This window comes from Mesorhizobium sp. G2-6-1 (genome assembly GCF_055809095.1).
In genome coordinates this window covers 2,993,473-3,016,219 of sequence record NZ_CM147896.1, presented here as the reverse complement: position 1 = coordinate 3,016,219, position 22,747 = coordinate 2,993,473, and the positions used below count along the sequence as shown (strand labels likewise).

25 protein-coding genes and 1 pseudogene are annotated in these 22,747 nt (G+C 55.6%); all 26 read right to left on the bottom strand.

Annotated features, from left to right (window positions below):
- Window positions 1-65 precede the first annotated feature (65 nt).
- Window positions 66-971, bottom strand: a complete 906-nt coding sequence (gene dctP, locus AC0L7S_RS14495) for a TRAP transporter substrate-binding protein DctP (protein WP_473471688.1) — start codon at window positions 969-971, stop codon at window positions 66-68.
- Window positions 972-1,397: 426 nt separating this feature from the next.
- Window positions 1,398-1,829 (bottom strand): urease accessory protein UreE, encoded by a 432-nt coding sequence (locus tag AC0L7S_RS14490; protein WP_473471687.1) that lies wholly within the window; start codon window positions 1,827-1,829, stop codon window positions 1,398-1,400.
- Between the two features lie 84 nt (window positions 1,830-1,913).
- The gene (locus AC0L7S_RS14485) at window positions 1,914-2,606 is read right to left on the bottom strand and encodes an ABC transporter ATP-binding protein (RefSeq protein WP_473471686.1); all 693 of its coding nucleotides are present in this window, start codon (window positions 2,604-2,606) and stop codon (window positions 1,914-1,916) included.
- On the bottom strand, window positions 2,599-3,324 hold the full coding sequence (locus AC0L7S_RS14480; RefSeq protein ID WP_473471685.1) for an ATP-binding cassette domain-containing protein: 726 nt from the start codon (window positions 3,322-3,324) through the stop codon (window positions 2,599-2,601). Before AC0L7S_RS14480 ends, AC0L7S_RS14485 begins: the two co-directional genes overlap by 8 nt.
- The gene (locus tag AC0L7S_RS14475; protein WP_473471684.1) at window positions 3,321-4,352 is read right to left on the bottom strand and encodes a branched-chain amino acid ABC transporter permease; all 1,032 of its coding nucleotides are present in this window, start codon (window positions 4,350-4,352) and stop codon (window positions 3,321-3,323) included. Before AC0L7S_RS14475 ends, AC0L7S_RS14480 begins: the two co-directional genes overlap by 4 nt.
- Window positions 4,349-5,215, bottom strand: coding sequence for a branched-chain amino acid ABC transporter permease (locus AC0L7S_RS14470; protein ID WP_473471683.1), 867 nt, complete (start codon window positions 5,213-5,215; stop codon window positions 4,349-4,351). Before AC0L7S_RS14470 ends, AC0L7S_RS14475 begins: the two co-directional genes overlap by 4 nt.
- Before the next feature lie 78 nt (window positions 5,216-5,293).
- Window positions 5,294-6,532, bottom strand: coding sequence for an ABC transporter substrate-binding protein (locus tag AC0L7S_RS14465; protein ID WP_473474307.1), 1,239 nt, complete (start codon window positions 6,530-6,532; stop codon window positions 5,294-5,296).
- Between the two features lie 185 nt (window positions 6,533-6,717).
- Window positions 6,718-7,752, bottom strand: coding sequence for an alpha/beta fold hydrolase (locus tag AC0L7S_RS14460; RefSeq protein WP_473471682.1), 1,035 nt, complete (start codon window positions 7,750-7,752; stop codon window positions 6,718-6,720).
- 310 nt (window positions 7,753-8,062) lie between these two features.
- Window positions 8,063-8,371: an ANTAR domain-containing response regulator gene (locus AC0L7S_RS14455; protein WP_473471681.1), complete on the bottom strand. Its 309-nt coding sequence runs from the start codon at window positions 8,369-8,371 to the stop codon at window positions 8,063-8,065.
- Window positions 8,299-8,772, bottom strand: coding sequence for an ANTAR domain-containing protein (locus AC0L7S_RS14450; RefSeq protein ID WP_473471680.1), 474 nt, complete (start codon window positions 8,770-8,772; stop codon window positions 8,299-8,301). The genes AC0L7S_RS14455 and AC0L7S_RS14450 overlap by 73 nt, the downstream gene beginning before the upstream one ends.
- A 3-nt stretch (window positions 8,773-8,775) precedes the next feature.
- Window positions 8,776-9,909, bottom strand: a complete 1,134-nt coding sequence (locus AC0L7S_RS14445; RefSeq protein WP_473471679.1) for a transporter substrate-binding domain-containing protein — start codon at window positions 9,907-9,909, stop codon at window positions 8,776-8,778.
- Between the two features lie 201 nt (window positions 9,910-10,110).
- Complete coding sequence (locus AC0L7S_RS14440) at window positions 10,111-10,878, bottom strand: helix-turn-helix domain-containing protein (RefSeq protein WP_473474306.1); 768 nt, start codon at window positions 10,876-10,878, stop codon at window positions 10,111-10,113.
- Window positions 10,879-10,980: 102 nt separating this feature from the next.
- Window positions 10,981-11,577, bottom strand: a pseudogene (locus tag AC0L7S_RS14435) (HupE/UreJ family protein); the annotation flags it as partial.
- A 66-nt stretch (window positions 11,578-11,643) separates the two neighbouring features.
- Complete coding sequence (locus tag AC0L7S_RS14430) at window positions 11,644-12,522, bottom strand: urease accessory protein UreD (protein WP_473471678.1); 879 nt, start codon at window positions 12,520-12,522, stop codon at window positions 11,644-11,646.
- Window positions 12,519-13,166: an urease accessory protein UreG gene (gene ureG / locus AC0L7S_RS14425; RefSeq protein ID WP_473471677.1), complete on the bottom strand. Its 648-nt coding sequence runs from the start codon at window positions 13,164-13,166 to the stop codon at window positions 12,519-12,521. The genes AC0L7S_RS14430 and ureG overlap by 4 nt, the downstream gene beginning before the upstream one ends.
- Window positions 13,167-13,170: 4 nt before the next feature.
- The gene (ureC, locus tag AC0L7S_RS14420; protein ID WP_473471676.1) at window positions 13,171-14,883 is read right to left on the bottom strand and encodes an urease subunit alpha; all 1,713 of its coding nucleotides are present in this window, start codon (window positions 14,881-14,883) and stop codon (window positions 13,171-13,173) included.
- A 13-nt stretch (window positions 14,884-14,896) separates the two neighbouring features.
- On the bottom strand, window positions 14,897-15,592 hold the full coding sequence (locus tag AC0L7S_RS14415; protein ID WP_473471675.1) for an urease subunit beta: 696 nt from the start codon (window positions 15,590-15,592) through the stop codon (window positions 14,897-14,899).
- Window positions 15,593-15,649: 57 nt separating this feature from the next.
- Window positions 15,650-16,336, bottom strand: a complete 687-nt coding sequence (locus tag AC0L7S_RS14410) for an urease accessory protein UreF (protein ID WP_473471674.1) — start codon at window positions 16,334-16,336, stop codon at window positions 15,650-15,652.
- Window positions 16,333-16,785 carry an urease accessory protein UreE gene (gene ureE, locus AC0L7S_RS14405; RefSeq protein ID WP_473471673.1) on the bottom strand — a complete coding sequence of 151 codons (453 nt, stop codon included), beginning with the start codon at window positions 16,783-16,785 and terminating at the stop codon, window positions 16,333-16,335. Before ureE ends, AC0L7S_RS14410 begins: the two co-directional genes overlap by 4 nt.
- Window positions 16,786-16,834: 49 nt before the next feature.
- Window positions 16,835-17,530, bottom strand: coding sequence for an urea ABC transporter ATP-binding subunit UrtE (urtE, locus tag AC0L7S_RS14400; RefSeq protein WP_473471672.1), 696 nt, complete (start codon window positions 17,528-17,530; stop codon window positions 16,835-16,837).
- Entirely contained in the window at window positions 17,523-18,305 is a 783-nt protein-coding gene (gene urtD / locus AC0L7S_RS14395) for an urea ABC transporter ATP-binding protein UrtD (RefSeq protein WP_473474305.1), read from the bottom strand. Before urtD ends, urtE begins: the two co-directional genes overlap by 8 nt.
- Before the next feature lie 19 nt (window positions 18,306-18,324).
- The gene (gene urtC, locus AC0L7S_RS14390; protein ID WP_473471671.1) at window positions 18,325-19,410 is read right to left on the bottom strand and encodes an urea ABC transporter permease subunit UrtC; all 1,086 of its coding nucleotides are present in this window, start codon (window positions 19,408-19,410) and stop codon (window positions 18,325-18,327) included.
- Between the two features lie 48 nt (window positions 19,411-19,458).
- Window positions 19,459-20,349 (bottom strand): urea ABC transporter permease subunit UrtB, encoded by an 891-nt coding sequence (gene urtB / locus AC0L7S_RS14385; protein ID WP_473471670.1) that lies wholly within the window; start codon window positions 20,347-20,349, stop codon window positions 19,459-19,461.
- A gap of 81 nt (window positions 20,350-20,430) precedes the next feature.
- Window positions 20,431-21,678: a transporter substrate-binding domain-containing protein gene (locus AC0L7S_RS14380; protein WP_473471669.1), complete on the bottom strand. Its 1,248-nt coding sequence runs from the start codon at window positions 21,676-21,678 to the stop codon at window positions 20,431-20,433.
- Window positions 21,679-22,135: 457 nt separating this feature from the next.
- A complete protein-coding gene (locus AC0L7S_RS14375; protein ID WP_473471668.1) occupies window positions 22,136-22,279 on the bottom strand; it encodes an ANTAR domain-containing protein in 144 nt (47 codons plus the stop codon).
- A 49-nt stretch (window positions 22,280-22,328) separates the two neighbouring features.
- Window positions 22,329-22,745, bottom strand: a complete 417-nt coding sequence (locus AC0L7S_RS14370; RefSeq protein WP_473471667.1) for an ANTAR domain-containing response regulator — start codon at window positions 22,743-22,745, stop codon at window positions 22,329-22,331.
- Window positions 22,746-22,747: the final 2 nt, after the last annotated feature.

The window sequence follows — 22,747 nt, the reverse complement described above, 5'->3', positions numbered from 1 at the left end:
TAAGTGCAATTTCATGTAGAAATTTGGCTCAGCGCTGTATTAAACACTGAGCCAAATGAATTTATCTACTCGTATCCAAGTAATTTACGAGCTTCCATGTATTGATCTTCAGGCATGGCCTCCTTGAAATGGGCCCACATTGAATCGTTGGCGATTTTTGCCCATTTTTCTGACTCGCCATCATCCAGTTCGAGCTTCTTCATTCCCGCATCCGTCATGCCCTTCAACTCGGTCACTTCATGAGCGGCAATCCAGCCTTGCGCCCATTGCTGGGTGCTCGAAACAGCATCAATCATGATTGCTTGCACATCCTCAGGCAAACTATTCCACTTATCGAGATTGACGTTGATACCGATGCCATTTCTGTAAAGTGGCTCGTCGATGACAAACTTCGTGATCTTTTCCCATCCGAATCCGGTAAAGCCGTCGAAATAGGGCCATGTGAACCCATCCACAGTTCCGCGATCGACTGCGATGTAGATTTCGCCCGGCGGCAACGTAACCGGTTCTGCGCCAACGGCTTCAACAAAAAACCGTGTCAACGGAGGAACTCGAATCTTGAGCCCTTTCAGATCGTCGATCTTGGAGATTTCCTTCTGAACCATCATGGCATGCGCGCCGGTTTTGGCGTCACCTGCAAAATGGCCGAGATAACGAACTCCCTTCGCCTCATACATCTTGACCATAAAGTCATACAGGTCTGATCCCGGTCCCAGGTCGGGAAGATCTGTGGTTGCCATTTCCGTAATGTAACCGGCGGGAACGACACCTGCCCAGTAATTCGGGGCACCATACCAAACATCGAAAACGCCACGAACGAGCGCCTCTGGTTGGTCAAATGTCGGCACCACTTCCTTCGAACCTTTGTAGATAATTTCGACCTTGCCCTCGCCGTGCTTGTTAACTTCATCCATGAAGCGAATGGCGATATCCGCATCGCGCGAGACACCCGGCGCCCAGGAGCCCACCATCTGAAGTTTGATTGCTTCCGCCGAAGCTGTTGTCGCAAGAGTACTAGCAATCGTGAAAGCCGCTACAGCGCCTACCGCTGCATGGGTAAGATACTTGTGTAAGCGAGACCTATCGCCGGACAAAAATTGCGATCGTTTCATAACACTCCCTTTCCACTGCCACCTACTGGCGTTCCCGAGACAGGCAACACCTAATGTATAATTCACTTACTTAGGAAGCATGTCAATAGAAGTCCGGCAATCCGTAGGGTTGCATTGATCCGCTCCCGTCAATTCACGTCACGCAATATCTCGCTTTCGTGACGGGACAGCGCACAGGGCGAGGCTTCTACGATTGTGAAATCGAATTTTCGTTGTGCAAAAATGCAGCCAGATTTGACTGCTACCCTGCCCTGAATTTGGGGCGCTCAACACCAACCGGTGCGGTCACTTGCTCTCGCCAAGGAACTTGACTGTTCCTTGGTTCAAGATGTGGTGCAAACGATCCAGGACATGACCCGAACCAAGTTCCCCGACAATGTGGAGGTGACTGCCGTTGAACCGCACGGGCCAATGCATATTGCCGGCGTAATATCCAAGCTCCAGCCCGGCAGCGGCATCAACCGCGTCGAATATCAACCATCGTTCCGATTGGGCGCGCACCACGATAGCCCGTTTGTCTTCCAGCAGCAGCACCGCGCCGTCCACAAGCCGCTGCGCGCGCGATAAAGTGATAAGACACGGCGTTCCGCGGTCAGTCGTGGCTGACAGATGGCGGCGTGTGATCTCACAGGCATCGAGCATGATGAACTCGACGCGCCCTTCGTGATCGAGCAGATGTAGCTGTGTGCCAATCTGCCTGTCCGTTGAGAGACCCACTATGGAATTCAACCTGAGCATTCAAAATACCGATTTGAGTGTGAGACCATCCAGAATGAAGGACAGGGATTATCGAGCATGGATCTAGATACCCAGATGCGCATCCACCGCATCACGATCATAAAGCTCGTCCGGTGATATCTCTGCGACGAGTGAGCCTTTCTGCATGATCAGAACACGGTCCGCCAACTTGCGAATGAAGCGGATATCCTGCTCGACTAGGATGATTCCAATATCGAGCGCGGTTTTGAATTCTTCCAGTTTCTCGGCGATAAGATCGACTATCGATGGCTGAATACCTTCGGTTGGCTCGTCGAGCAAAATCACCTGGGGGCGGCCGACAAGACAACGCGCGAGAGCAAGTATCTGTTGCTGACCGCCGGAAAGCCCCTTGCCCGGCCGGTCCAGAAGATCCTTCAAAACCGGAAAATGCTCCAATATCTCCGGGATGGCGCTGTCTCCATCGCGCACGATCTCGCCCATCCTCAAATTCTCCATCACTGTGAGTTGGGGGAAAATGTCTCGACCCTGCGGCACATAACCAATGCCGGCACGGGCGCGCGTAGCTGAGTTTGCACGCGTCATATCGCGACCATTCAAACTGACTTTGCCTTTCGTCGTCTTGATCTGTCCGACCAGGGTCCGCAACAGCGTGGTTTTGCCCATGCCGTTGTGTCCAAGTATGCCAACGACTTCTCCCGCCTTCATCTTGAAGTCGATGCCGTTCAGGATCGGAATACGGCCATATCCTGAGTGAAGATTTGTAACCTCAATCATCGTCAGCCTTCCCAAGGTACACTTCACGGACCAGCTCATTGCCCTGTACCTTGTCCATGGTGTCCTCAACGAGGACTTGCCCCTGATGAAAGACCGTGACGGTATGGGCGATCTGCTTGATGAACTGCATGTCATGTTCAACCACGACTATTGCCGCTGTCTTGTTGACCTCACGAATGAGGGTAGCAGTCCGATCGGTTTCATCGGCGCTCATACCTGCCGCAGGCTCGTCCAGCAGTATGAGTTTCGGCTCGAGCGCAACCACCATGGCAAGTTCGACCCATTGACGCTGGCCATGTGCGAGTTCGCCGACCAGACGACCCGCGAGACCCGTCAATCCCAGCCGATCCATTACCTCGCCACCGATTGTCGAGGCTTGTGACCTGCCATGCCGGGAGCGCGCGGCCACCGAGATGTTTTCCTTGACCGTCAGATTATTGAAGACATCCGGCACCTGGTTCTTGATACCAACCCCCATCTGGCTGACCTGATGCGGTTGTGCCTGCGTGATATCAACTCCATCGAACAGGATTTTCCCTGTCGTTGGCTGCAACTGCGCCGTCAACATCTTGAAGAAGGTACTCTTGCCTGCACCGTTGGGGCCAATCAAACAGCGAAGTTCGCCCTGCTTGAGTTTGAAGTCCACATTGGCGATGGCCACAACGCCGCCAAACCGCTTTTCGAGACCGCGGGTTTCCAGAACGAATTGATCCGTCATTGCACGCCTCCCGGGCGCACAATTGGCGCAGGCGCGCGGCGCACATAAGCTCGCTGGAGAAGATCGAACGTTGAAGGCACGATGCCCTTTGGCACCAGAAGCACGAAGCCGATCAGAATGCTTCCCAGCACCAGATTGGCATTGAGCAATTGTTGAGTGCCAAGTTGCGTAGCAATCCACTGAACGACAAAGCAGCCGACAATTGGCCCCAGCAATGTGCCCGTGCCACCCACGATGACCCAGATGATGACCTGTGCGGATTGGGCAAGACCGAAAACGTCGGGACTGATGAACATTCCCCAATTGGCGAACAGGCATCCTGAAAGCCCGGCAATCCCTCCACCAATCGTGAAAGCTGCGAGCTTGTAGAAACGCGCATCGTAGCCAAGCAACTCGGCTCTGCGCTCGTTTTCGCGAATGGCCACGACAACCTGGCCGAAGCGGCTTTTCAGCATGACGCGAAGACCAATATACACGGCCAGCAAAGTCAGCCCGGATGCATAGTAAAGGCCATCGAAAGACAGAAAGACATCTGGTCGACCGGGCAGATTGAGTGGCGGCAGTGCCGGAATGCCGTTGTAGCCGCCAATGTGGGCGCTGCCGATCATGTACTGGGAACCGGAGGTGGAGCCCATTAATTTATAGAGGATCAGTGTTACCGTCAGTGTGATAACTCCGAAATAGACGTCCGTTATGCGCGCATAGAACAGGAAGTAACCAAGCAGCGCCGCAAACAGAGCGGGAGCGATCACGGAAAGGACGATCGGGATTGTGCTGTCGCCAAGATTGATGACGGCAATTGCGTAGGCATATGCACCGATACCGAAGAATGCGGATTGGCCGAAGCAGAGAATTCCGCCATACCCCCACACCAGACCAAGGCTAAGCGCCAGAATGGCCAAAATCACATAGGACGTCAGCTCGATCATCATGATCGGATCGGCAAAAAGCGGCACCACAAGCAGCACGGCCAGGCCCAGGATCGCCCCGGCGACAAGCCCACTGGCACCGTTAAACACTGAACTCATGATGCCCTCCTGAAGAAGCGCCCTGTGATCCCCTGCGGCATGAATCTGAGCAGGATCACGGCTGCCGCAAGCAACGCGACTTCGCCGATAACCGGAGTGGAAAGATAGGTAATGACTTGGTCGATGGCTCCGAAAAGCACCGATGCCGACACCGTTCCAACAAGTATCGCCGGGCCACCGCCAATGACGGTAATGAAAGCTTTGGCGACATAAGCCGCACCGATCGTTGGAACGATCCCGGTGATTGGGGCCATGACGCCGCCAGCCAGGCCCGCGAGCCCCGCGCCGATGCCAAAGGTTGCGGCATAAACAGTTGACGGATTGACACCCAGCGCCGCTGCCATGTCGGCGTTTTGCATGGTGCTGCGTGCAATCAACCCATAGCGCGTGTAGCGAAAGACCGCCCAGATCGCGACAAACACGACGACCGCTATCACCACGATGATGAGCGAATAGGCGGCAATATAATAATTGCCGATTTGCAGCGACCCTGCCGGTGCCGAAATGCCTTCCGTGGTATTGCCGAATATCGTCGTGGTCAGGCCAACGAGAAAAAGGCTCAACCCCCAGGTTGCGAGCATCGTGTCGCGGGGGCGTCCATAAAGGTGGCGTATGATGGTTCGTTCAATGACGATCCCGATGAGTCCGACGACCAGCGGACTGATCAGCAAGGTGGCGACCCAGATGTTGATCCCCGCCTTTGTCGCGACGATTGCAGCATAGCCACCAAGCATCAGGAATTCGCCATGCGCGAGATTGATCACTCGCATCATGCCAAATACGATTGCGAGGCCGACGCTGATGAGCGCAAGGCTTGCGACGGCTTTTAAAGCCTCGATTGAAAGTACAACGAGCAGGTCCATAATTGACACAGCCTTTGGGTCGTTGCTTGGCGTTCGAGCATTACCCCGCCCGAACGCCTCGCTATTTGTCTGGATCGCTTAAACCTTGATGACGTACATCGTGTTGTCGTCAGGGTTTTTCTCGAGATCGCACACCGCCGATGTGTCAAGGGAATGCTGCTGCGGATAGCTTTCGAGGATATTTATCTTGCGGTCCTCGATCTGACCGATGTTGATATCCATGATCACATGATGCGTTTGTGGATCGATCGAAAACTTGCCACTTGGCAGATCGAGACTGATGCCCGATTCGAGCGCCTCAATAACCGGCATCCTTTCAGCCGTGCCTGCACGTTTGACACCTTCAGCCCACAGATAGACGGACTGGTATGTCGCCATGGCGAGTTCCGTCACATACGGATAGTCGGCACCGAAACGCTTATGAAAACGGTCGAGGAAGGCTTTATTCGCCGGCGTATCCAACTCCTCAAAGTAATTGAAGCACAGCAGGATACCGTTGGTTTCCTCCGGCGCGAGGAACTTCTGCTCTCCGCCGATCGTCATTGTTGTCGATGCCATCGGAATACGCGTATTCATTCCAGCCGCGGCCCACTGACGATAGAATGACTGATGCGCGCCGCCGACCAGCACGGTGTAGATGAAATCGGGTTTCGCTTCCTGGATTTTCTGGATTGTCGAGCCGAAATTGGTGACATCGAGCGGGAAGAAATCCTGCCCCACGATCTCGCCGCCATTGTCCATGCAGTATTTGCGCGTCCAGTCAGCAGTGATCTGGCCGTAATTGTAATCGGCCGCCAGCGTGTAAATCTTCTTACCCCATTTGTTCATGGCATAAGGAACATGCTTCGACTGTTTCTGCGCGGGCGTAATGCCGGTGCAGAAAATATTGCGGTCGCAAACGCCGCCCTCATATTGCGTGTTGTAGAAATAGAGAGTGTTCATACGCCGGAAGACCGGCCTCATGACTTCGCGCGATGCCGACGTGATGCCGCCGAAAGCAGCAGCGACCTTGTCTTTCAAAACGGCCTGCTGCGCATATTGCGGATAAAGCCGCATGTCGGATTGGGTGTCGTAGGTGACGAGGCTGATCTGCTTTCCAAGCAAGCCACCCGCCGCATTTATCTCTTCGACAGCAAAGGTGATGGCATCCTGCATCGGCTTGCCCAGCGCGTCGAGACCACCAGAAAGGTCGAGGAGACTGGCGATAGGAATGGTATCTTCATCGGCGAATGCCTTTCCTCCCGCACCGATGAGACCGAGCCCGGTCGCCGCGCCTGCGGTTGACTTCAGAAATGACCTGCGATTCATGTTCGTCATTATTGTCATTTTTAGAATCCCCTGTGTTGTGGCCGACCCGGATCGGTCAGCCGATTTGTGTCTTGCTTGAAAGTCGGCCTGAAGCGCCGTTTACCCAACCGGGCACACAAATGGCGCTCTAACATTTTGATTAAAAACCGGAATCTTCCTAAACCGGATTCCGATGCATTGGTGATTTCTGCGTGTCAGGAGCCCAGCAACTCTCGCCAGGCGTCGTCGATGAACTTCACATCGGCATCTCTGAGGCCCGAACCACCTGCAAAGTGCCCATGGCTCGATGGAATTGGGCGAAACTCCGCGTTGGGCATATTGGCCACCTCGAACTCGCTGTCCTCGGGCGGGAAATAAAGGTCGCAACTGCCTGGCATCACGATAGCTTTTGCCTTGATCGCATTGAGCGCCTTGACGAAATCGCCATTGTAAAGCTCGTTGTCGCTGATATCGCCCGCTTGCCATGTGTTAATCATCGCCACCATGTTGTTGGCGTCGCGAAGATTGAACCACTGCTCCCAGAAACTGATGATGAAATCTTCAAGCGAGGAATAGCCGATCTCGAGATATTCCTCCTTGCGGTAAAACTCCTGGGAAAAGCCCCACCCGGCATAGACGCGCCCCATTGCCCGCAATCCCTTGAAAGGCTGCTTTTCATACCAACCATTGTTGAAAGCGTCGTCAGCAGTAAGCGCCGCCTTGACGCCTTCGAGCATGACATGGTTGTGCCTCGCCGTTTTGGCCGACCCGGCCGTTGGGCAGATGTTTTCAACCATATCTGGATAGAGCGCAGCCCAATGGAAGGTCTGGGCTGCCGCCATCGACCAACCGGTGACGAGCTTGATTTTCTTGATACCGAACTTCTCGGTAAGCAGCCGGTGCTGGGCCCTGATATTATCGTAATACGTAACGACCGGGAAACGTGCCTGATTGTAGGGAGGAGGCATATTGCTTGGCGATGAAGACAGACCATTGCCAAAAATATTTGGAATGATGATGAAATACTTTTCCGGGTCCAGCGCGCTGCCCGGCCGGATAACCCACTGATTGTCATAGTGCGTTGACGCCATATAGGTCAAAAGCACAATGACGTTGTCCTTGTTCGCATTCAACTTGCCGAAGGTCTTGTAAGCAAGCTTTGCATTGCGCAACGTCGCCCCTTTTTGAAGCGCGACATCGCCGAGATCGAAGATTTCATAATCAACCGGTGGAGAGAGTTCTGCTTTCATCGAACGAGTTCCTTTGTAGTGGACATGGCTCAGGATTGACCGAGCCAAACGGGCGCGGCCTTGCATCGGCTGCAAGTATAAAATTTCCTCTTGCCCAACCTGCTTGACCGGGCACAATATTCCTCAAGACTCGCGGATGATTTTCTCACCCGCCAGACACAATTGACAGAACAGCACAAAACCCCACGCACTCAGTATTACTGAGTTTGCGCGAGGTTCGCTTTGATCCTCTATGGAGAACGGCATTTTTGCCGCCAGTATCAGTTCCTTCGGAACCGCGCGAGCAATTTGCTTCGCGAATACATGAACGTTACTCTATCAGCTCGAATGCGTCAACCAGTGCTGCGGAAATCGCCGCGACCGATTTTTGCTTGCTCATGGCCTGCTGGCGCAAATGGTCATAAGCCTCGTTAGCGCGTATGTTTCGCTGCTGCATCAGGATGTGCTTGGCCTGCTCGATCTGGCGTGATGCATGCAATGTTTCCTCGAGTTTCGCGACCTTGTTCAAGAGGCGTCGCTCGTAGCTGAACATCTGGCGTGCCAGGATCAAATTGGTAAGAATAACGGCTGGCAGACACGGCTTGGCCAAGACTGCTTGCGCATTCGAAAGACGCAGCACGTCGGCGGGAATTCCCTTTGACCGTCAATGACAGCGACCACCGGCAGCGGCGGCGCACCAGATAACCACGACGCCGCGGTCAGCATATCGTAGTCCAATGCGACCAATGCGAAATCAAATCCCAGCGGCGGTATGCTCGGTGGCGGCCAGGTCGTCTCGAGTTGACATCCCAGCCGTTTGATTTCGCGTGCAAGGGCGTCACCCTCGCTGTTGCGTGGGTGAACAAGAAGGATCGAAGACTGACGCAACTCCTTGCCGGAACTATTGCCGGCGCGTGTCGCCCTCGGCGGTGCGTTGCTGGCATGACGCGACCCGTCTGCGCCCGTACCGGCAAGTCCATGAGGAGAATTTGAACTGTTCACGACGTTGCCTCGCCTCAAAGGTTGCACAACAACTTCCATATCTCAGGTCACGAGAAACGGGTCGGGCCTCAGCGCGACCATCGATTCACGGACAATATCGAAACGCCCCTCATCCGAGGCCCGGCCGATCCGCGTCCATAACTCTGCGTGGCTATTCTTGTAGTCTATTCCTATCCGTCCCTGGGGTGCGGCGATCTCGCGCCCAAGAATGGCCGGACGCAAGAGATCTGTCTCCATGCTGTTTGTTTCCGCCACGGCTTGCGCAAACAGGTGCACCTGAAAATACGCGGCCTCGGCGCACATGTTCGTTGTTTGGTTTTCACCGAAACGCGCCTTGTACTGACGCACGAAACGCGCGTTATCATCATTTGCCACGCTTTCGAAATAAGCCGCAGCAGTGATGTGGCCAGCTCCGACATCACGCCCCATGACGCCAAGCTCGGCCTCGCAGGTGTTCAGGCTGCCGATCGGCATCGTGTACGGGTTGAAGCCCACGTCGGCATAAGCCTGGTAAAAATGCGAGATCGCCTGACCCACGATTGTCGAGAAAATCACGTCGGGCTTCTGGTCGCGGAGGTTGCGCATTATCGGGCGGAAGTCGTTGGCGTCGGCACCGAATTGCATATACTCCTCACCGACGATTGCACCGCCCTGACCGCATACGAGGTCGCGCACAATTCGATTGGTGCGGCGAGGATATGAATAGTCGGTACCGATCAGATAAAACCGGTTCCCATGCGTTGCAACGAGATAATTGACCAGCTCTATCGTGTTCTGGTTGGGAGACGAACCCGTATAGATGACATTGGGCGAAAACTCGAAACCTTCATACCGGGTTGGATACCACAATAGAGCATTTACGCGCTCTATAAGCGGCAGGACCGCCTTGCGGCTCGTGGAGGTGTAACAACCAAAAATAGTCGTGACGCGATCTTCGATGAGCAGTTTGCGAGCGAAATGAGAATAAAGTTCGGTGCTGGACATTGGGTCATAGATGATCGGCACAATTTCACGACCATTTATTCCGCCTGCCGCGTTAATTTCGGCAATGCCCAGCATCGTACCCTTGAGCTGGGTCTCCTCAATGGAGCCGGTGACGCCCGTCTGCGAAAAAGCACGCCAACACGCCAGGGTTCGCTCGTTGATGCCATCTTCAGCCGCAACCAAATTTGACACTCGATGTGAGCCTGTTGCTGTTCTCCACTGTTCTGCTCCCTTGTTGGTCAGCTTCTGACCACCTGTCCCGTGCTGCTTATGTCGCGACTATCGGAACTTACCCCTGACATTAAAACGCTGTTTGCTAATATAACATGGTTTACCTACCACACCAGTCGAAACGGCCTCATGGAGCCAACCTCTCGCGCCAACCCGAGAAAGCTACGCCGTTCGAAACGAGCGGACGCAAAGGAGCCGCACGGGCAATGTCAGCAGATCGGCAAGACCGTGGCGTACATTCGCACCCAGAGATAAGCTGTCGCCCGCGCGCATGCGATAGCGGTTCTTCTCGTTCCGGTAGATCAGTTCTCCCTCCAGGACGTACAGGAAATGCGTGCCATCACGCCTGACTCTTGGGAATTCAGAAGTAGGCGTCGTAAATTCGACCAGTCGCGTTTCGACCGTGGTGCCGTCAGCGCTGGCGGCTCGATGAACAACGGGCTGGCGCGGGCGAACCTCATTTTGCCGCCCGGCCCTTTGAACAGCCCTGGCTTCTCCTGCCCTGACAAATATGGCTTTTCTCGTCTCGCTATGTTGGCGCAACAGCGATGTTATGGGCAATCCCAGCGCCCCTGCCAAAGCTTCAAGTGTTCCAAGCGAAGGAGAAATGGTGCCGTTCTCGATGCGAGAAAGCATCCCGACGGATATTCCCGCCGCCTCGGCCAGGCGGGCACCGTTCACATCATGGTGGCGTCGCGTGTCGCGCACCTTGCGCCCTATGGATGCTTGCAACAATCCCTGTTCGCTAAACCGGGTCTGACGATCGGCGGCAGCACGCGAAATTCCACGAACGGCATCCGAAGATTCAGGGTTTAATGGCTCCCTGAGTGCAGGAAGCGAAACCCGGACGGGCACCGGAGAAGATCGTCGTGTGTTCGGGGTAGAGGCTTGCCCCGTCTCCCCGCACAGGTCGAAAACAACTTTCCCCATTTGTCTATGCCTCCCGTGCTTTCTGTCATTGTCGTTTCGGTTGGTTGATTCCGGCGCTGAACCTCGGCGCAGCGAACTCCAGTTGGTGCGGATTTTCCTAAAAAGACCGGCAACGATTGCCACACCGGCGACGGCGGTGACACCGCCGGCAACCCTGACGAGACTTGCACCTGTATTGTCGATTTTACGCGACAGCGCGCTACCAAAACCAAGGCCCGCCGCATGAAGCATTGCCGTTGCCAAGACAAAACCCGCACCATAGGCCAAGCCGGATCCGGTTTCGGGCATTTCTGCGCCATGGGCGTAGCCATGAAATATTGCAAAAAAGCCAACCAACGCCATGGCGAAAACCACGGCAATCCTCATGCCCAGCGCAACCGCCGCACCAAGAACGACGACGGACAGGCCGATACCAAGTTCCACGAGCGGAACGGCAATGCCGGCCATCCCCAATACACCGCCAATCATCATAACTGACAAGAAGGCTGCCGGGACGAGCCAGACGGCGCGACCGCCAAGTTGAGCGGCCAGAAGTCCAACCATGACCATTGCAAGGACATGGTCCAACCCTCCCAGAGGGTGCCAGAAACCATGGGCAAAACCACTGGCCTGACCAACGCCGACATGCGCATAAGCCGCCTGTGATGTGATTGCCAGAACTGCGGCAGCGCCAGCAAATTTAAGCAGGTTCCTGTTCATTATCTGGTTCCTTCCATTCGTGTTGATCAGAATTGACGTGGCCCCATCGGGTCCGTTCGTGGATTTCTACTTGCGTCGGGGCACCGGCGATTGACCAAGGGCTTCGCGTACCGCCAGGGCAAAGAGACGTTCCGAAAAAACGCCCGCTGCAACCGCATCCGTCGCGAGACAGCGGACCCCCCATCCGGCATTGTTTGCAAGTTCGGTAAGCCCGACGGCGATGCGCTCATCGCCTGCCAGAACATCGAGGGCAGCACGGTCCGGCAACCGCGCCGCCTCCCCCACGAGCATGTAATTGGAAACGACGCGCCAATCCCCAATTGGCGAGGCCTTCCCGATCAATGCTGATCCCGACACCTGAAAACTATCGCGCACAAGCAGCCGGTCGCCTTCATCCCGGATTGTGACGTCGCTGCTGAGTTGGTCAAAGGACCGCGACCGGGCTTGCGGATCGTGGCTACAAAAGGCATCACCCAGCAAAAGCACGGCACCGGGAGCGATGCCTGCCTCGATCGTGGTCCTGCACGCCGCGCCCGGAAACAACACGAGCGGATCAGGTGTAAGCGCCAGAAACCCGCCCTCACCGACAGTGATTTTGGTTGTGTGTGTGACAGGCTGACCATGGCAATCATGCACGACCGTTGCCGCCTGCGTGGTGATGTGAGCCGCCGCCTCGGTACCAACTTCATAACGGCACGACAAACGATCGGCGCGATAAAGACCTCCCGATGAGGATTGCTGGTAAATGGTAAGCAGCGATGGAAGCGCTGCGTCCAAAGCAAATGGCCGGGTCAGGTGAAAGGGATACGAGACAAACTGGCGGCCGATACGCGTACGCGGTCCATGACGCAGAAGCTCCACCTCGAAACGCCCGACACCATCGCCATTCAAGGCAGCAGACGGTTGCGACGCCAATTGCATGGGCTGAGGCCAGTGACTTGTCATCTGAACAGCACTTCCTTGATGATACGCTCAGTGATTGCGGTTATGCCCTCACCCAAGCGACAATTTGTGAGCACAATCGATCGCCCGGATCGCGCCGAAGTCGCATCGCTTTCCATGCGCTTCAGGTCGACGCCGACATGCGGTGCCAGATCAATTTTGTTGACGACCAGTAGATCGCACTTGATTACGCCCGGCCCGTTTTTGCGCGGGATGTCGTCGCCTCCGGCAACGTCGATGACGAACATCCACCAGTCGACAAGATCGAGCGAGAAGGTCGAGGCCAGATTATCGCCCCCGCTTTCAATCAGGATCAGTTCCACTTCAGGAAAGCGGGCCTCCAGATCGTCGGCAGCAGCAATATTGAGGGTCGGGTCTTCACGAATGACCGTATGCGGACAGGCACCCGCTTCGACTGCGGCAACGCGAGCCGGGTCGATCAGACCTGAACGGCGGATGCGCTCAGCGTCCTCGGCCGTGACCAGATCGTTGGTGACAATTGCCAGCGACACGCCACGTTCTGCAAATGCCGGGATCAGGCGTTCGATCAATGCCGTTTTGCCCGAGCCGACCGGGCCGCCAATACCGATGCGAGCCGCACCCACGCGTGAAGGAGCCTCGACGCCGGAAGAAACCTGAACATTCATCGCATCACCTCAGCATATAGCGTTGCGTCAACGGCAGTTCGTGAGCGGGCTCACAGGTCGCCAGTTCGCCGTCAACGAAAACATCGAAGGTTTGCGGGTCCACCCGAATTTCGGGACAGGCATCGTTGTGCAGCATGTCCTTCTTCGTCAGGCTGCGCGTGCCGCGCGAAGGCAACAGCGATTTCTTGAGATCAAGCGTTGCAGCAATATCCCGCTCAATGGCCAAAGGATTGACGAAACAGGCCGAAAGCGCCTGTTTGGCCCGCCCGAACGCACCCCATTGCGGCCTTAGCATCAGTGGTTCACAGGTCATCAGAGAAGCTGCACTGTCACCCATCGCACCCCAGGCGATGAAACCGCCCTTGATGACGAGTTCGGGCTTGATGCCGAAGAATGCCGGACGCCAGATGACGATGTCAGCCATCTTGCCGTCTTCCAGAGAGCCGATATGCTCGGCAATGCCGAAGGTCCGCGCCGCATTGATCGTATATTTGGCAATGAAGCGCTTGATACGTTCGTTGTCACCAAGACCGGCGGCCTCTTCAGGTAGGGGGCCGCGTTGTTTCTTCATCTTGTCGGCAAGTTGCCATGTCCGGCAAATTACCTCGTTGATCCGGCCCATGCCCTGGCTGTCAGAACCAAGCATGGAGATCGCACCAATATCATGCAGGACATCTTCGGCGGCGATGGTCTGCGCACGAATGCGGCTTTCGGCGAAAGCCACGTCCTCCGGAATGGCCGGGTTGAGGTGATGACAGACCATCGTCATGTCAAGATGTTCGTCAAAGGTATTGATCGTGTAGGGATTGGTCGGATTGGTCGAAGACGGCAGGCACCAAGGCACGCCGGCCACGCGGATGATATCGGGCGCATGGCCGCCGCCCGCACCTTCGGTATGGTACATGTGAATGGTGCGGCCCTTTACAGCCGCCAGCGTATCTTCGAGAAAGCCCGACTCATTGAGCGTGTCTGTATGTATCTGAACGGGGAAATCGAGATCTTCTGCCACACTCAGGCAGGTGTCGATTGCCGTCGGCATGGAACCCCAGTCTTCATGCAGTTTAAGACCAAGACAGCCCGCCTCCATCTGCTCGACGAGCGAGGCTGATTTGTGTGAATTGCCGCGGCCAAGAAAGCCGAAATTGATCGGCCATTGTTCCGCGGCCTGCAGCATCTTGCCGACATTGAATGCTCCGCCGCAATCGATACCCACTGTGATCGGCCCCAACGACCCGCCAAGCATCGTCGTGATACCGGACGAAATGGCGTGTTCGCAAAGCTGGGCACTGTCGAAATGAACATGCACGTCGATCGCACCGGCGGTGGCGATCAACCCTTCGCAGTCGCGAACCGTGGTTGCCGCAGACACAATCAGCCGCGGATCGACCCCGTCCATGATAGCCGGATTACCGGCCTTGCCGATGCCGACGATCTTGCCATCCTTGATGCCGAGATCACCCTTGACGATGCCAACCACGGCATCGATTACCGTGACGTTGCACAACAAGAAGTCCAGTGCGCCCTCTGCGCTGGTAACGCCGGCGGCCATGCCTGCGCCATCGCGCAATGTCTTGCCGCCGCCATGCAAACACTCGTCGCCATAGACAGCATGGTCATGTTCAATAACCGCGACCAGGCTCGTGTCGCCGAGTTGCACGCCATCTCCAGTGGTAGGACCATACATTGCCGCATAGTCGCGCCGTGAAAGTCTAGCCATGATGCTTCCTCCTCTATGCGCCGCGGAATCCGGCTGCTTTGGCGCGTTCAAGCGCCACTTTCTTGACCTTCGGATCGTTAGCTTGCCCATCGGTCAACCCATTGAGGCCCGACAGACGTTGGTCGCCGCCAAATGTGGTCAGTGAGACTTCCTTTTCCTGTCCCGGCTCCAGGCGAACCGCTGTTCCGGCGGGAATATCGAGCCGCATGCCAAAGGCCGCCTCACGATCGAACTCCAGTGCGCGATTGGCTTCGAAGAAATGAAAATGCGATCCGATCTGGACCGGGCGGTCGCCAGTGTTGACGACCGTGAGCTTGGCCTTGCGGCGTTCGGCATTGAGTTCGATGTCACCTTCGCCCGGTATGATCCCACCCGGTTCGAGATTGTCCACCTCACCACCCGCAACGGGGCGCAGCGGTTCGTGGATGGTGACCAGTTTGGTGCCATCACGAAACGTCCCTTCCACTTGCAGCATCGGCAGCATTGCAGCCACACCGGGCATAACGTCGGCCTGTGTGAGTATCTGGGAGCCAGCCGACATCATCTCGGCAACAGAACGCCCTTCTCGCGCACCTTCGAGAATCTCGTCGGAAATCAGCGCCACAGCCTCGGGGAAATTGAGTAAGAGGCCCTTGGCGCGGCGCTTGCGAGCAAGCTCGGCGGCTGTGTAGATCGTCAGCCGTTCAAGTTCGGTTGGGGTCAACAACATGGCAGGCAATCCTCCTCATTCCAGTTCCCGTGACACACTCGAAGCCACCGCCATTCCCTAATTGGAGAACAGGCGCTGACCCGATGTGCCATGCAAAGCCACCGCTATCTCGCTCAGCGGTGTAAAAGAGCGAAGCGGCTCATCGTCCGCCAGCGGTTCAGCGCAGGCTGCCTCGATTTGCGGAAGTGCCGCTCCGATCGCAGCTTGAGCCTCGATCGCACCAACGATGCCGAGACGCACCGCGGCTGTGGCTAGTGAGGCAGCGGCTTGATAGCCGCCGATTGCAACAGCACTCGCCTCGTCGAGACCAAGTGCTTGCCATAACAGACCTTGAACAACCGCCAGGTGACCACAGGCCCGACCTTCACGCACCATGGCGCGATAGCTTGCCGCGCCTGCCGTTCCGGTGCGCGAATGGGTGGTCAGCAGCGCCATCCCGTTACGTTTGGAGCCTGCGCGCAGCCCGGCCATGAATGTCGATGCTTCAACTTCGTGGTCGAGTTCGACCAGCAAAGCCAGATCGCCACAAAGCCGGTGCGCGCGAACCAACGCAACCCGATCGGCACTCGCCCAGCGATGCCGGATTTGCATCTCGATGAAGCCCGCAAAATCGAATGGCCCAAGCTTGTCAGAGAGTTGCGCCGATGCCTCAAGTCCTTGCGAAAACGCAAAGCCGCCCGACGGAAACTGGCTGTCCGCGTGTTGCAACGCCAACAGGAACCCTGCTTGAACAGGGCCGCTCATTGCCGTTCCTCCGTCAGAATTACGCGGTCTGCGGCGATCAGCGGTTCGATGCGCGCTGCATAGTTTGCGGCAGGTCCATCCAGCGCTACCAACACGTCATCGCCGTCAAACCGCACACGCCAATGAAGGTTGCCGCAATGATAGCCAAGTTCCAGCGCGTCACTGACTGAGCGCGGAGATATCCTTAGCCAGCGTTGCTCGCCAGCGCGCACCACCACGGCACGGTCGGCCTCCAAAAGAAGAACCGCGCCGTCATATAGCTTCTGGTCGCGTGGCAGGGTGATCGCGACCTCCTCGCCCCGGTCCGTGCGCGCCAGCAATCTGCGACGGGCGAGATCGTCAGTCGCGACAGTCACGACGGCAACCGCGTCATGATGGGCCAAATGGTGGATCCTGTCGTGAAAGGCCGGATCTACCCTGCTGCCAAGAATGCTTTCGACACGGATCATTCAACAAATCCTTCCTGGTAGAAACTCGACATGCAGTTGACCCCCATGATCACAGGCTCATGTGCTTGTGGATCAGATCGTTGCTGAGTTCGGTGGTTTCACCGGACGCAGCAATCCGACCCTTCTCAAGAATGGCAAAGCGATGGGCCGCAGTGCGGGCAAAACGGATCTTCTGCTCGACGAGAATGATCGTCAGCCCATGATCGCGGTTGAGGGAAATGATGGCTTTCTCGATCTCTTCCACGACATTGGGCTGGATGCCTTCCGTCGGCTCATCGAGCACCAGAATTCGTGGATCGGTTGCCAGCGCCCTGGCAATCGCAAGCTGCTGCTGCTGACCGCCTGAGAGGTTGGTGCCACGCCGGTTGAGATGATCCTTGAGAAAAGGAAATAACGACCACACCAATGGAGGCACCGACGCCTGACCATCGGCACGCGCATTGCAACCAAGCAAAATATTATCGAGAACAGACAAGCCCGGAACGATTTCGCGACCTTGCGGGACATACCCGATTCCATATCGGGCCCGCTGATAAGTCAGAAAGCGACTTATGTCGGTACCATCGAATTCGATCGTTCCCGATGTGCGGACATCGATACCCAACAGGCTACGTAGGAGTGTCGTTTTGCCAACACCATTACGGCCGAGAATGCAGAAAATTTCGCCCTTGCGGATATCCAGGTTGAGATCGTGGATAATATGGCTGGTTCCGTAGAACACGTCGATGTTGCTGATTTTAAGCATGGCTGAGCGTCGCCGATCCAAGATATGCCTCAATGACAGCAGGGTTGTGCTCGATCTCCTCCGCCGTTCCTTCGGCCAGAACTGACCCCTGATGCAGGACGGTGATCGTGCGGCAGATTTGCCGAACAAATGCCATGTCATGTTCGATCACCATAACCGTGTGCTGGCCGGCGAGATCGAGGAGTAATTCTGCCGTCTTCTCGGTCTCGGCTGCGGTCATGCCAGCCGCCGGTTCGTCGAGAAGTATGATTTCAGGGCCTTGAATCAGGACCATGGCAAGTTCGAGCCATTGGAGTTGTCCGTGCGAAAGCTCTGACGCTTTTCGGTTGATCGAACCAAGCAAGCCGGTTCGCTCGGCTACCTCAGCCTCCCGATCACTCGGCTTGGACAATACTCGCTGAAGTAAATTTTGGAAAACGCGGACCTGCCGATTGCTGGCAACCTGAAGGTTTTCCAGTACGGTCATATCCTTGAAGACCGTTGGCGTCTGGAATTTGCGGCCCAGACCGCTCCTTGCAATTGCCGCTTCTCCGATACCTGTAATGTTGCGATCGCGCAGCCATATCTCACCTTCAGAAGGCAGCGTCTTGCCACATAGAAGGTCAAGAAGAGTGGATTTACCTGCGCCATTCGCACCGATCACCACCCGCAATTCGCCTTCCCCAATCGTCAGGTCGACATTCTGCACGGCTGGAAACTCGTCAAACCTCACGGTCAGGTTGCGTGTCCGAAGTATGGCGGAGGCAGGCGCAGCGGCTTCAGCGTGCACATTCATGTGAATTGCTGTCACAACACTATCCCTCCTCAGCGAGTTTGGATGCCGACCGGCTTTCGATAAAGCTCTTGAATATCCCCGCAATTCCGTTCGGCATGACCAGGACGACAAACACGAACAAGGCACCCAGGATGATCGGCCACACTGGCTGAAACGTTACGCTCTCACTGGCAAGCGAACCGATGAAGTTCACCATCAAGGCACCTATACACGCGCCAAGAAGAGATGCCCGCCCTCCAGTCGCGGCCCAGATCACCATTGAAATGCTGAACGACGTGGCCATAAGGGACGGCGTCGCGAACTCGGAAGTCAGCGTGAAAAGCATCCCCGCCAGACCAGCCACTCCAGCCGAAACGCAAAAGATGAACAGTTTATAGTTCTCAACATCATAGCCGAGATATCGCGCGCGCGCCTCATCCTCGCGTATCGCCTTGAGAACCTGACCTATGCGACCTGACAATAGGTAACGGGCAAGAAGGATGACTGCGAGCAGAACGAAGGTGACGAGATAATAAATACTCGGTCCGTAGGGATCGAACTCGAATCCGCCCACATTGAGCAAGGCGAGGCTGGCCAATCCATTAAAGCCACCGGTCAACGGTTGATTATTGATGATTAGCAACTGCCCGATCAAGGCAAATGCCAGTGTTATGATGCTTACATAAACGCCGGTCGTGCGCCGCTTGAACATCACATATCCGATAAATAGAGCGAGCAAACATGGAACGACGATGCCGGCAATCATCCCCACCGCGACGGATCGAAATGGAATCCACAGGAACGAACCGGTCGTCACGCAGCAAAGATCGCGTATCGCATCAGGTTCCATGTTGAGCAGCATCAACTCCGGGACCGGATTGTTCTCCGGCACGGCGAGTGTAAGAGACATCGCCAACATGTAGGCGCCCATGCCAAAAAACAGACCTTGGCCGAGGCTAAGGATGCCCGCATATCCCCACGACATGGAGATACTCAAAGCGCACAGGGAATAGACGAGATAAGTCGCAATTCTATTGGTCCAGAAGCTGCTCAGGAAAAATGGAAGCACCAGCAGAACGGCAAAGAACGCTACGTACGCGACAAGGGTGGCTATTCGTGAATTCATTCGCCCGTCCATGTTGCTGTCAACCAATCATCATTGTTTCGATCAAATTCAACGGCTCTTCGTTACGAAGAGACCCTGAGGCTTGAACAGGAGAATAAGGATGACCACGATGAACAGGACGGTGCGCCCATAGACATCGTTGAGCCACATTGCCACAAAACTCTGGACTTCCCCGAGAATGCCGGCAGCCGCAAATGTCCCCAATAGGTGGCCGACGCCACCAGCAACCACCACAAGGAATGCGTCCACGACATAGGGTGTCCCCATGTCAGGCGACACAGTCTTGAAACCGGAGACAAGGACGCCAGCCACCCCTGCCAGACCCGAGCCATAGGCAAAGGCGAGTGTATTGACGCGCTTGTCATTAATACCGCATGCGGCCGCTGTATTGCGCGCCACAGAAACCGCACGGAGTTGGCTCCCAAACCGTGTCTTGAATATTAGCCACCAGCTAACCGCACCGAGAGCCAGCGCCATAGCGAAAACAAAAGTGCGATAAACGGGAATATTGGCACCAAACACATGGAATGCCTGCTGGAGTTCCGACGGAACGGGAACGTTCTGCAGGCCAGAACCCAACCCCTCTATTTCAATTCCAAACAGCCCAAGGCCAAAATGAATGCGCACCAATTGCTGTAGGATGAGGGCAATGCCCCAGGTCGCCAGAAGTGTATCGAGTAATCGCCCATAGAGACGGCTAACAACCGTTTTCTCGATAACAAATCCAAATGCAGCCGTTACGAGGAAGGCCAGAGGTAAACACAGATAGATGTTGAACCCAAGATGAGTGGTTGCCAACACAGTTGTGTAGGCTCCGATCATCACCATTTCGCCGTGGGCGAGATTAATGACATTCATTGTGCCGTAGATGATCGCCAACCCAAGGGCGACCATAAACAATATGGACGCAATGCTTAGCCCTATAACAAATGTTTCCATGTCGCTCTTGCCTGGCCGGTTGCGAGGTTGCCAGCCGGCACCACGAAAGCGCCGACCGACACACTTTGCAGTAGCTAATTGCTAAAGTTTGGCACCTGACGTAGTGCAGATCCGATTGTCCGCAGTCTCGCCAACGCTCGAATATGGAAGCGGCACCAGAGGTTCGGCATACTCGTCGACAATATCCAGCAAGCCGTCTTCCCGTGTCTTGCCGATCCGGGGCGTCAGGTAGCTGTGCAGATTTTCGGGATCGATCGTCACCTTGCCCTGCGGCGCGTCGAAGGAGAGGCCCCCGGCGCTGGCGACGACCGCTTCGGGCGACACGTCGCCAGCCTTCTCCGCCGCCATAGCCCACATATTCACGCCGATATAGACAGCCTCCATGGCGGCGTGCGTGACGGCGTCAGCGCCGGCATATGCCTTGAACGCTTCCACGAAAGTTTTGTTTTGCGGCGTATCGACGGTCTCGAAGTAAGGCAAGGAAACGTAGCTGCCCAAGGCGTATTCTGGCCCCATGGCCTTGATCTCGACTTCCGTCGTAGTCGATGAGCATAATGGAAGCTTGTCGAAATCGTAGCCCTGATTGCGCAATTCGCGATAGAAGGCGACGATAGAGTCACCAACAACATTCGAGAAAATTACGTCGGCGCCGCTTGAGCCGATCTTGGACACCATCGAGGCCCATTCGGTATGGCCAAGCGGCAGATATTCGTCACCCACCACTTCCATACCAATCTTCTCGCATATGGTCTTCGACGTCTTGGCCATGCCGCGCGGGAAGGCGTAGTCCGAACCGACAATGAACAGCTTGTTCTTGCCGAGGTTCTTCTGCAGCCAGGGAATGGAATTCTCAAGCTGCTGATTTGGAACTGCCGAGCCGGCATAAAGTACGTTCTTGGAACACTCTTCACCCTCATACCAGGTTGGCCAGACAAGCAGACCCTTGCGCCGCTCGACCACCGGCAGAACGGCCTTGCGGCTGGCTGTTGTGTAACAGCCGAAAATGACCGGTACCTGATCGTCAATGACGAGCTTGCGGGCCTTTTCGCTATAAATGCGAGGCTCGGATGCGGGGTCTTCGATTATTGCGCGCAGTTTTCGGCCAAGAACACCGCCTTTGGAATTGATCTCATCAATTGCCATCTGTGCACATTGATTCATCGACTTTTCGACGATCGCCGTGGTGCCCGTCAGCGAATACATGATACCTACCGGGATTTCATCTGCGGCCCAGGCTTTGTCGCCAAGTCGCAAAATGGACGGCGTTGCCAGCCCGGCAGCAGCGAGACCGGTTGCTTTCAGAAATGTACGACGAGATTGATTTTTCATGGCTCCTCCTAGTGCACGCTTTGGTGCTTTTTTGTTTTCTTCTCGTGTTGCGCCAGCGCCATTGAATGGCGTCTTGTTATTTGTCGCTCCGCCCTCGAAAGGGCTTTTTTGCTTTCTGATTTCCCGGCATTCACTCCAATAACCGGCGTCCTCTCCCATGAAATGAGAATAGGTCTTCGTCCGCATTATCAGGCTGGCAGGCCAGATGATGGCTTGGTCGTTGCATCGTTTTCCATGTCGGAACGAGCGCCGCAGCGGTTCATCCGAAATCGCCAGCGAATACGCGAGCAGCGCCAGCTTGCATCAGCATGACCAACAACACTGTTGGCCAAATCATAAACAAAAAAACCCGCCAATCCTTTCACAAGGACTTGCGGGCTACCCAGCCTATGGGTGGCGACAGCATTGTCACACACCACGAACGCACAGAATTCCTGAGCGTCAATTATTTTTCATACTACTCATGTAACTGTTTGTAGGTCAAGAGTTCATGCGCATTGATTATCGCCGCCGCAAGTTCGTCCATCGACAAGCGCTTCGACATAGCCTGCTTGCGGATGCTTTCATATGCATCTCGCTCTGTTAAGCCTTGCGTTTCCATGAGAATCCCCTTGGCTTTGAGAATTCTGTTGTTGCCCGCAAGCTTGCGCTCAAGCTTGCGGATTCTGCTTGCCAGCGTTCTGCCGTTCCAGCCACAGTGACCGGGCAATTGTCAGATTAGTGAGAAGGCCGAACGGTCGAATAGGCCGTTCAATAACCGCGAGCGCGCCGCATTCCAGTACGACTTGCAGCGTGCTGGGATCTTCAAATGAGACCACCGCCAATAATGCCGGGTCCGAAGGTTGCGCCGTCCGGAACAGGCGCAGGATTTTATCGCGATTTTCTCGTTCGATAGAAACAAGCACAACAACGGCCGAAGATTCTATGGCCTTGGGAAGTGGCCAGGTTGCCTCGCAATTGCAACCGATGCGTCGAAGATGTTCGACGAGTGCCACGCCCTCGCGATCAGGAGGGTGAATTACCTGAACGCGCAGCCCTTTTAGGTCTTCCAGGATTTTGGTCGACACCG

Excerpts from the sequence above, each read along its gene's own strand:
- dctP (WP_473471688.1), bottom strand. The coding sequence starts at position 971 with ATGGTGGGCTCCTGGGCGCCGGGTGTCTCGCGCGATGCGGATATCGCC.
- AC0L7S_RS14485 (WP_473471686.1), bottom strand. The coding sequence starts at position 2,606 with ATGATTGAGGTTACAAATCTTCACTCAGGATATGGCCGTATTCCGATC.
- AC0L7S_RS14480 (WP_473471685.1), bottom strand. The coding sequence starts at position 3,324 with ATGACGGATCAATTCGTTCTGGAAACCCGCGGTCTCGAAAAGCGGTTT.
- AC0L7S_RS14475 (WP_473471684.1), bottom strand. The coding sequence starts at position 4,352 with ATGAGTTCAGTGTTTAACGGTGCCAGTGGGCTTGTCGCCGGGGCGATC.
- AC0L7S_RS14470 (WP_473471683.1), bottom strand. The coding sequence starts at position 5,215 with ATGGACCTGCTCGTTGTACTTTCAATCGAGGCTTTAAAAGCCGTCGCA.
- AC0L7S_RS14465 (WP_473474307.1), bottom strand. The coding sequence starts at position 6,532 with ATGACGAACATGAATCGCAGGTCATTTCTGAAGTCAACCGCAGGCGCG.
- AC0L7S_RS14460 (WP_473471682.1), bottom strand. The coding sequence starts at position 7,752 with ATGAAAGCAGAACTCTCTCCACCGGTTGATTATGAAATCTTCGATCTC.
- AC0L7S_RS14450 (WP_473471680.1), bottom strand. The coding sequence starts at position 8,772 with ATGGAAGTTGTTGTGCAACCTTTGAGGCGAGGCAACGTCGTGAACAGT.
- AC0L7S_RS14440 (WP_473474306.1), bottom strand. The coding sequence starts at position 10,878 with ATGGGGAAAGTTGTTTTCGACCTGTGCGGGGAGACGGGGCAAGCCTCT.
- AC0L7S_RS14430 (WP_473471678.1), bottom strand. The coding sequence starts at position 12,522 with ATGACAAGTCACTGGCCTCAGCCCATGCAATTGGCGTCGCAACCGTCT.
- ureG (WP_473471677.1), bottom strand. The coding sequence starts at position 13,166 with ATGAATGTTCAGGTTTCTTCCGGCGTCGAGGCTCCTTCACGCGTGGGT.
- ureC (WP_473471676.1), bottom strand. The coding sequence starts at position 14,883 with ATGGCTAGACTTTCACGGCGCGACTATGCGGCAATGTATGGTCCTACC.
- AC0L7S_RS14415 (WP_473471675.1), bottom strand. The coding sequence starts at position 15,592 with ATGTTGTTGACCCCAACCGAACTTGAACGGCTGACGATCTACACAGCC.
- AC0L7S_RS14410 (WP_473471674.1), bottom strand. The coding sequence starts at position 16,336 with ATGAGCGGCCCTGTTCAAGCAGGGTTCCTGTTGGCGTTGCAACACGCG.
- ureE (WP_473471673.1), bottom strand. The coding sequence starts at position 16,785 with ATGATCCGTGTCGAAAGCATTCTTGGCAGCAGGGTAGATCCGGCCTTT.
- urtE (WP_473471672.1), bottom strand. The coding sequence starts at position 17,530 with ATGCTTAAAATCAGCAACATCGACGTGTTCTACGGAACCAGCCATATT.
- urtD (WP_473474305.1), bottom strand. The coding sequence starts at position 18,305 with ATGAATGTGCACGCTGAAGCCGCTGCGCCTGCCTCCGCCATACTTCGG.
- urtC (WP_473471671.1), bottom strand. The coding sequence starts at position 19,410 with ATGAATTCACGAATAGCCACCCTTGTCGCGTACGTAGCGTTCTTTGCC.
- urtB (WP_473471670.1), bottom strand. The coding sequence starts at position 20,349 with ATGGAAACATTTGTTATAGGGCTAAGCATTGCGTCCATATTGTTTATG.
- AC0L7S_RS14380 (WP_473471669.1), bottom strand. The coding sequence starts at position 21,678 with ATGAAAAATCAATCTCGTCGTACATTTCTGAAAGCAACCGGTCTCGCT.
- AC0L7S_RS14375 (WP_473471668.1), bottom strand. The coding sequence starts at position 22,279 with ATGGAAACGCAAGGCTTAACAGAGCGAGATGCATATGAAAGCATCCGC.